The 6,441-nt window shown below is 45.8% G+C and carries 10 protein-coding genes; 1 reads left to right on the plus strand and 9 read right to left on the minus strand.

Annotated elements, in window-relative coordinates:
* Nucleotides 1-3: 3 nt before the first annotated feature.
* The 3 genes from ACI35L_RS14395 to ACI35L_RS14405 all read right to left on the minus strand — a co-directional run bounded on the left by ACI35L_RS14395 (nt 4) and on the right by ACI35L_RS14405 (nt 1,281).
* Nucleotides 4-561, minus strand: coding sequence for a hypothetical protein (locus ACI35L_RS14395; RefSeq protein ID WP_439803155.1), 558 nt, complete (start codon nt 559-561; stop codon nt 4-6).
* Nucleotides 562-745: 184 nt separating this feature from the next.
* The gene (locus ACI35L_RS14400) at nt 746-910 is read right to left on the minus strand and encodes a hypothetical protein (protein WP_156185523.1); all 165 of its coding nucleotides are present in this window, start codon (nt 908-910) and stop codon (nt 746-748) included.
* Entirely contained in the window at nt 907-1,281 is a 375-nt protein-coding gene (locus tag ACI35L_RS14405; RefSeq protein WP_049669343.1) for a single-stranded DNA-binding protein, read from the minus strand. The genes ACI35L_RS14400 and ACI35L_RS14405 overlap by 4 nt, the downstream gene beginning before the upstream one ends.
* Nucleotides 1,282-1,534: 253 nt before the next feature.
* Here ACI35L_RS14405 and ACI35L_RS14410 point away from each other — a divergent pair, with 253 nt between their 5' ends.
* Nucleotides 1,535-1,954 carry a YwpF family protein gene (locus tag ACI35L_RS14410; protein WP_439803156.1) on the plus strand — a complete coding sequence of 140 codons (420 nt, stop codon included), beginning with the start codon at nt 1,535-1,537 and terminating at the stop codon, nt 1,952-1,954.
* Nucleotides 1,955-1,996: 42 nt separating this feature from the next.
* Here ACI35L_RS14410 and ACI35L_RS14415 read toward each other — a convergent pair whose 3' ends face one another.
* From ACI35L_RS14415 to ACI35L_RS14440, 6 genes are all read right to left on the minus strand, one after another.
* A complete protein-coding gene (locus ACI35L_RS14415; RefSeq protein WP_049669341.1) occupies nt 1,997-2,317 on the minus strand; it encodes a hypothetical protein in 321 nt (106 codons plus the stop codon).
* Between the two features lie 255 nt (nt 2,318-2,572).
* The gene (gene fabZ / locus ACI35L_RS14420; RefSeq protein WP_049669340.1) at nt 2,573-2,995 is read right to left on the minus strand and encodes a 3-hydroxyacyl-ACP dehydratase FabZ; all 423 of its coding nucleotides are present in this window, start codon (nt 2,993-2,995) and stop codon (nt 2,573-2,575) included.
* Between the two features lie 71 nt (nt 2,996-3,066).
* The gene (locus tag ACI35L_RS14425; RefSeq protein WP_049669339.1) at nt 3,067-3,357 is read right to left on the minus strand and encodes a DNA-directed RNA polymerase subunit beta; all 291 of its coding nucleotides are present in this window, start codon (nt 3,355-3,357) and stop codon (nt 3,067-3,069) included.
* A gap of 12 nt (nt 3,358-3,369) precedes the next feature.
* The gene (locus ACI35L_RS14430; RefSeq protein ID WP_049669338.1) at nt 3,370-4,209 is read right to left on the minus strand and encodes a flagellar hook-basal body protein; all 840 of its coding nucleotides are present in this window, start codon (nt 4,207-4,209) and stop codon (nt 3,370-3,372) included.
* A gap of 12 nt (nt 4,210-4,221) precedes the next feature.
* Nucleotides 4,222-5,055, minus strand: coding sequence for a flagellar hook-basal body protein (locus ACI35L_RS14435; protein WP_439803157.1), 834 nt, complete (start codon nt 5,053-5,055; stop codon nt 4,222-4,224).
* A 147-nt stretch (nt 5,056-5,202) separates the two neighbouring features.
* Entirely contained in the window at nt 5,203-6,204 is a 1,002-nt protein-coding gene (locus ACI35L_RS14440; RefSeq protein ID WP_049669336.1) for a rod shape-determining protein, read from the minus strand.
* Nucleotides 6,205-6,441: the final 237 nt, after the last annotated feature.

Here is a 6,441-nt window from a genome sequence, read left to right on the forward strand (position 1 = left end):
GTTTCACTTCTTAACCAAATAAAAGACAGCACTAATCATGCCCCCGATTAACCCGTCCATCATATCAAACATCGTGTCATCTGGATCTCGCCCTTGGGCAGTGAAGTGAAGGATTTTGTCTCCGGCAAATTCGAGCAGCTCCCAGGCTCCTGCAGTGGCCAAGGCAAAGACAATCATGATGGTGGCCCAGAAATGTTTTGGTACTTGTCCGGCGAGTTTCTTCCCGATTAACTGGCGGCCGAGCACAAGGGCCGCGTAGCCAAGCCAGATGCCTGATGTAACATGAAGGAAGTCATCGAAATGATGAATGGCATAGGCACCTCCGAATGTTCCGATGCCAACAGATATAAAAATGAATATGTACGTCATGCTAATCAGAATGGAGTCCAGCGGGTGCTTCGACTTCCATTGCCAGAGGCTGATGACAAGTAAGGATAGACATGTCAGGATGCCCATGAAGCCCTTTGTGCTGAGCCCGCTTATATACATGCACATGGTGCCCGCAAGCATAAGTACCATAACAATCCAAAATAAGATGATTTCTAGCTGTCTGCTTTTCATGGATCATATCTCCTCTCGCTCTATGTATAAGTGGTTTCCTCTCTATTATGACAGAATTTTTTGTGATATTTTGCACAAATGTATTTCCAATAGAAAAAGCCGCGCATATTCGGCGGCATCAAGAGGAGTGTATTCACTTTTCTAAAGTAATGAGGATGTTGAGTTAAGGGGTGTTGGGAATTCATCATTCTTGGTATTGATAATTACGTTCCTTCAAATCAGCGATTTCATTGATAAGCATTTGGAGAATATTCTCGATCCGTTGGAGGTCGTTTTCTGCTGTGCAAACACGGCTGTTTACACTGCCGAGGATGCGGATGAGGTCGGCAAGCATTTCGCGTTCATTCATAGGGCGGGCTCACTCGCTTCCTGTGTCCCTGCCGCCTGCTTTTTCTCGACATTCTTGCGGTCCATGAAGCTTACATTCTCCACAATGACCTCTGTGACGAAAGTTCGCTTGCCATCTGGGTTTTCGTAGGTACGGGTTTGAATCTTGCCGGTAATGCCAACAACCGATCCCTTCTGGCAATAAATCGATGTGTTTTCAGCGATTCGGTTCCAAAGGGTGCAGTTGACGAAATCGACGACATATTCTCCGTTCGCATTCCGGAAGCTCCGTTTTACGGCCAATGTAATATTGGAGACAGCCTTTCCATCAGGGGTGTAGCGCAGTTCAGGATTTTTCGTGAGCCTGCCCACGAGTGTCACTTGGTTCAGCATGTATTTTCACCTCTCTTTTTGTGAATGTATCCGTATCATAATGGGTATTCAGACCCATTGTACATTTGCCTAATTTGAAGTTTCAGCTGTTTTTTAGCGATAAACTTTCTGTTTCTCTAGGCAAATTGACTTTTTGCCAATAGGAAGTAGAGTGGGTGGTCGACTTTTGACAATCTCTTCGACAAATTCCTCATTCCTTGTCATTAGCCTGCTCATGCTATAATAGAAAAAAATGGAGAAATGGAGGGCGTCTATGAAGACCTTTAAGCTTGTTTCACTGCAGCTGGTGACAGAGGACGGGGAAGCAGAGGAGATTGAGCTTGTTGATGGCCTTATTATTAATAAGGAAAATGAGGCAAGCACCTGGCTGATTGAAGCATTAATGAACACTGAGCAATATGAATTGGTCAAAAAACAGCTTGATGGAAAAGGGGATTCCTTTATTGTCAGCTGTGTCATCACGAAGAAGGATAACACCCCTGCTTTCTTTGAGGCCTTCTTCAGAAATGCACGCGAGATGGAGGATTATGTGAGCGTATTGTTCAGCGGAAAGCTGCGCAACCGCAGACGTGAGATGGCTGAACTCCTGCTTGATGATCTAATTGATGAGGGACTGACCGGTGCGCAGTTGAAGAGCGCTTTTCGCGACAGCCTCCGCTCCGGAAACCGATAAGTGAAAAAAACTGGCGGGAATTAATCCCCGCCAGTTTTTTGTTTATCGATTGTTGTCTCTTTTATTATTATCATCCGTTCTGTCTGTCGCATCGTCGATTAAATCGTTCGTATCTGTCTCGACGTCATCCTTGATATTATCCATATCATCTCTGAGGTCGTCATCAAGTGTATCGACGCCATTATTTTCACGGTTGTTGTTCGTGTCGTTCGCGTCGTTTAAGTCATTCGCATCGTTGTTGTCGTTGATATCTGTATTGGTTTCCGGAGGAGGGTTTGTATCATTATCATCATTATTGTTACAGCCCACCATTAATACAGAAGCCATAGCCACGCCAAGCAATGCCTTTAGAATTTTTTGCATTCGGATCTTGCTCCTTTCCATTTTCAAGTCTTGACCAAAGGTCTTTTATAGAGTTCCCCGAACGCGCTTGATTATGAGAAGGCAAAAAAAAGAAGCAAGCCCAGATTCAGGCTTGCTAAGAGGGAGAAGTGATATGGTTATCCACCATGATAATATGAATGGCCAATAGCGATTCATATTCTTCTTAATAACCAACTTTCACTCCATATTAAACCTTTTTAGTCGAATTTCGACAATTTGGCCTATGTATTCGGATTACCCAAGGGCAAAAATCAGTTCCGTTTCACAGACAATTTCCCCGTCAACCGTGGCAACGCCCTTCCCTTTGCCGATGGAGCCCCGTACGCGCGTCATCTCGACTTCCAGTCTTAGTTGATCGCCAGGTGTGACCTGCTTCTTAAAGCGGCAGCTGTCAATGCCTGCGAAGAATGGCGTTTTTCCTTTATTCTCTTCCTTCATTAACACAGACACCGCGCCGACCTGGGCCAATGCCTCTACAATCAAGACGCCCGGCATGACTGGATACTCAGGGAAATGCCCGGAGAAGAATGGTTCATTGGCGCTCACATTCTTGATTCCGACTGCCCTTTTCCCCTCTTCCACCTCAATGATTCGGTCTACTAAAAGAAAAGGGTAACGGTGGGGAATGATTTCTTTGATCTGATTGATATCAAGCATATGTATCCTCCTCAATTTTTACACACTAGTCATAAAAAACAGGAGGGGTATCCGCCCCTCCCGCATCATGGTTATTCACCCGTTGTTTTCGTATCCTTGTTGACTAAGTCTGAAATATGAGTCCATGTGGATTTCTCGAAGACATCGCCGGCTTTCCCGTCACCAATGACCGAATAGCCAATCATGGCTCCGCCAATGGCTGCTGTGACAGCGAGTACGGCAACAATCAGGATGCGCGCCCAAATCGGCACAATTCGAAGCCTGATCTTCTCTTCCACCTCAGTCGTTTTCTTTCTCTCTATGCGGCTATTAGGCTCAGTTGACTCTGGCTGTTCGTTCTTCTTACTAACCACTGCTTGCATTGCTCTACTCCTTTAACGAATCCCGTTCACCAGCCCCATCATTTGATCTGCCATGCTTACGGCACGGGATTGGAATTGATACTGCCTCTGCACTTGAATTAACTCAGTCATTTCCGTGCTCACATCGACATTCGATTGCTCGAGCGCCCCTTGCGTAAGAGAAACCTGGTTTCTCAAGGCACCGGTCAGCGGGGTATAAATTTCGTTTTCTGTTACCCCCAATTGTGCCATATTATTCGGGAGAGTAAAAGTATTATCGCTCACATTTTCCAAAAATTGTGGTTTTTCAACAGAGATGATGCCTAAATCAATTGTTTCCGTGCCATTATTTTCATAGGTTACACGAATTTCACCGTCGGAGGCAAATGTCAGCTCCTTCATGTCAGATCCAATCAGGATAGCTTCATTATTCGCATTAAGAACCGGATACCCTTCTGACGTAACCAGCTGCAGCTGATCACCGACTGGGCTTAAATAAAAGGCGCCGTCCCTTGTAAAGCGCGTCTCTCGATTCGCCCCGTTTTGAACGCTTACGGTGAAGTAAAGATTCTCCTTATTGAGCGCCACATCTAAATCCCGGTCTGTTTTTTTGATCGTCCCAAGACCTGTATTCAGTTGGGACTGGCTCATGATAGCGCCGGTGCCGACTCGGATGCCATTTGGTGTCAGCCGCCCCTTCTCCTTCCCTGTCCGCTCCTGATTATTTATCTCCTGTACGAGAAAGTCAGAGAAGTATGCCTGCTTGCTCTTATAGCCGGTCGTTTCCGAATTAGCGAGGTTATGGGAAACTGTGTCGAGCTTCTTCTGCAGCTGCCCCATCGTATTTGAGGCGGTTATCATCATTCTATTCATCGCTCGCTCCCCCTATATCCGTCCAATTTCATTGACCGCTTTATCCATGCTCTTATCATATGCCTGAATAATCTTTTGATTCGCCTCAAACGTCCGGTAAGCTGTCATCAGCTCCGTCATCGTCTTCGATGAATCCACATTCGATTGCTCAATCGCACCCTGGCGCATCGTGAAACTCACATTATCCGTTTCATAGGCAGAAGCAAGCTCACCGCCGTTCAAGCGATACAGCCCGTCCCCCTCCTTAATGAGCTCTCCTTGCGGGTTCGCGCTGAAGGCTGCACCGATACGGGCCATCTGCTGACCATTCTCGGTCATATACCCATCCTTTGATACCGTAAAGTTCTCAGACGCAAGCTGAATCCTCCCGCCATTCTCATCCAATATGTATTGTCCGCTCGCAGTCGTTAAAAAGCCGCTGCCATCGAGCGTAAAGTTCCCGTTTCTCGTATAAAGAGGACCATTTGCCGACTCCACCATGAACAGGACTGTCCCAGCTGTACCTGTCTCTGGATCGATTGGCAGACGCCCGTCAATGAGAGCCAAATCCGTGCTGTTCTCCGTCTCCTTCACCCCGCCTTGAGAAAAGGAAGGAATGGACTCCTGAACATATACACCCGTATTAATCGCCCCAACATAGCTCGACTTCCTCACATCGAAGGAATTCTTGACCGGAACCTTTTCACTCTCATAGCTGTGCAAAAGCATTGCCGGAAACGAGCGCACACTCGCCTCGTCCTCTTTATAGCCGACCGTCTCCGCATTCGCCAAGTTATTCGTCAGCAACTCGGTGCGGCGCTGCTGGGCAATCATCCCTGAAGCCGCTGTGTAAAAACCCTTAAACATCTCGACACCTCTTCCAAAAGGCAATTTACTCTATATCTTTTTATATCGGGAATCCGCAGGCAATCGTACACAGACTTTCGACCTAATTACCGGCATAAAAATAAGACCCGGCCATACGTCCTGCCGGGTCCTCTAAGGAGTGATTGATTAAACTAGTTTACGTCGTGCTATTCTGTCGATGTTCTCAAGCATGATGCCTGTACCGATGGCCACGCAATCCATTGGACTTTCTGCGATGATGACAGGAACTCTCAATTCATCTGCCATCAGCTGCTCAATGCCGTGAAGCAAAGCGCCACCGCCAGTCAGGATGATTCCGCGGTCAATGATATCTGCTGATAATTCTGGAGGAGTTTGTTCAAGAACCGTCTTAGCTGCATGAACAATAACATAAATGGATTCACGTAAGGCTTCTTCAATTTCCTCTGAACCAACTGTGATGGTTCTAGGAAGTCCAGTTACCATATCACGTCCACGCACCTCGATTGTCTCGTTGCGTGATCCCTTGAATACCGTTGCTACTTTGACTTTAATATCCTCTGCTGTCCGTTCACCGATTAATAGCTTGTATTTACGCTTGATGTAATTTAAAATCTCGGCATCGAATTTATCGCCGGCCATTTTGATGGATGCAGATGTTACGATGTCACCCATGGAAAGAACGGCGATATCCGTTGTTCCACCGCCGATGTCAATAACCATGTTACCACTTGGCTGGAAGATATCCATTCCAGCACCGATTGCCGCAATCTTCGGCTCTTCTTCTAAATAAACCTTCTTGCCGCCGCTCTTCTCAGCCGCTTCACGAATGGCCTTCTGCTCAACACTTGTGATGTTTGTCGGGCAGCAAATGAGGATGCGCGGCTTTGTTAATACACCTTTCACATCCAGCTTGTTAATGAAATACTTCAGCATGGATTCCGTCACATCAAAGTCTGCAATGACGCCATCCTTCAATGGGCGAATCGCGATGATGTTTCCCGGTGTCCGTCCAACCATGCGACGCGCTTCTTCTCCAACAGCCAGCACTCGATTTGTGTTCTTATCAAGCGCAACAACAGAGGGCTCATTTAAAACGATGCCCTTACCCTTTACGTGGATGAGCACATTCGCCGTGCCCAAATCGATCCCAATATCTCTCGAAAACATAAACGAATAATCCTCCTCAAGAAACAATCAGTTTCCTACTTCTGTACTAATTAAGAATTTTATCATATTTTGTTGAAAAAAAGGAACTTTTCGCTTAAAATTTTGGACTATTTAGGGTAAAAAATGAAATTCAAGAGTTGTTTTAAAATAATTTTTATGGTAAATAGTGCAAACGTTCTATTTTTGCTTAATTTAAGTTGTTTTTACACAAAAGGATTATTTATGGTTGGTTTATTG

Origin of the sequence: Pradoshia sp. (genome assembly GCF_051873915.1) — a bacterium.
In the GTDB taxonomy this organism is placed as follows: Bacteria; Bacillota; Bacilli; order Bacillales; family Pradoshiaceae; genus Pradoshia.